The organism is Streptomyces sp. 13-12-16, from assembly GCF_002114215.1.
Classification (GTDB): domain Bacteria; phylum Actinomycetota; class Actinomycetes; order Streptomycetales; family Streptomycetaceae; genus Streptomyces.
This window is the reverse complement of the sequence record NZ_NCTE01000901.1, coordinates 1-989: the sequence shown is the minus strand read 5'-3', so window position 1 is coordinate 989 and position 989 is coordinate 1. Positions and strand designations below refer to the sequence as shown.

The window sequence follows — 989 nt, the reverse complement described above, 5'->3', positions numbered from 1 at the left end:
CGCCCAGTGGGGCCCGCCCGCACACCCCCGCCACCTCCCCCTGTGGCACGGCCCGAGGGGCGACCCCCACGGCCACCGCCCCGACCCGGCCCTCCTGCGCATCACCCCCGCCGAGGTCCTGCAGGCCCTCGACCGACTGCCCGGCGACCGGCCCTCGACGCGGGGGGCCGCACCATGACCGTCCCGTCCGCGGACCGCGGACGGGTGCCGCCGTCGGCCGTACCCGGTGCGGGGACGGCCGGCGGAAGGGAGTACGCACCATGACCGATCACCCGCGGCTCGGCGTCGTCATCGCCACCCGTGACCGCTGCGAGCGGCTCGCCGTCACCCTCCGGCAGTTGTGCTCCCTGCCCGAGCGGCCCGAGATCCTCGTCGTCGACAACGCCTCCACCGACGGCACCCGCGCCATGATCACCCGGGACTTCCCCGAGGTGCGGGTGCTGGCGCTGCCCGTCAACCACGGCGCTCTCGCCCGCAACCACGGGGCCCGCGCCCTCGACACCCCGTACGTGGCGTTCAGCGACGACGACTCCTGGTGGGCGCCCGGCGCTCTCGGCCGGGCGGCCGAGCTGTTCGGCGCCCACCCCCGGCTCGGCCTGATCGCCGCCCGCACCCTCGTCGGCCCGGCCGCCGAGCCCGACCCGCTCAACGACGTCCTCGCCGGCTCCCCCCTCGGCCCGGCCTCCGATCTCCCCGGCACCCAGGTGCTCGGCTTCCTCGCCTGCGGTGCCGTCGTCCGCCGGTACGCCCACCTCGACGCGGGCGGTTTCCACCGGCTGCTGTTCTTCGGCGGCGAGGAGACCCTGCTCGCCTACGACCTGGCCGCACGCGGCTGGGGCGTCACCCACTGCCCCGACGTCGTCGCCCACCACCACCCGGCCCCCGCGGCCCGCCCCCGACGCCCGGCGCTCCAGCGCCGCAACGCGGTCCTGACCGCCTGGCTGCGCCGCCCCGTCCCGTACGCCCTCGCCCGCACCGGGGCCCTCGCG

Annotated in this window: 1 protein-coding gene; it reads left to right on the top strand. The window is 78.0% G+C overall.

All coding sequences use genetic code 11. The annotated features are described in order from the left end of the window. Positions 1-260: 260 nt before the first annotated feature. On the top strand, positions 261-989 hold a 729-nt coding region (locus B7767_RS31520; RefSeq protein WP_085575107.1), incomplete at its 3' end, for a glycosyltransferase family 2 protein.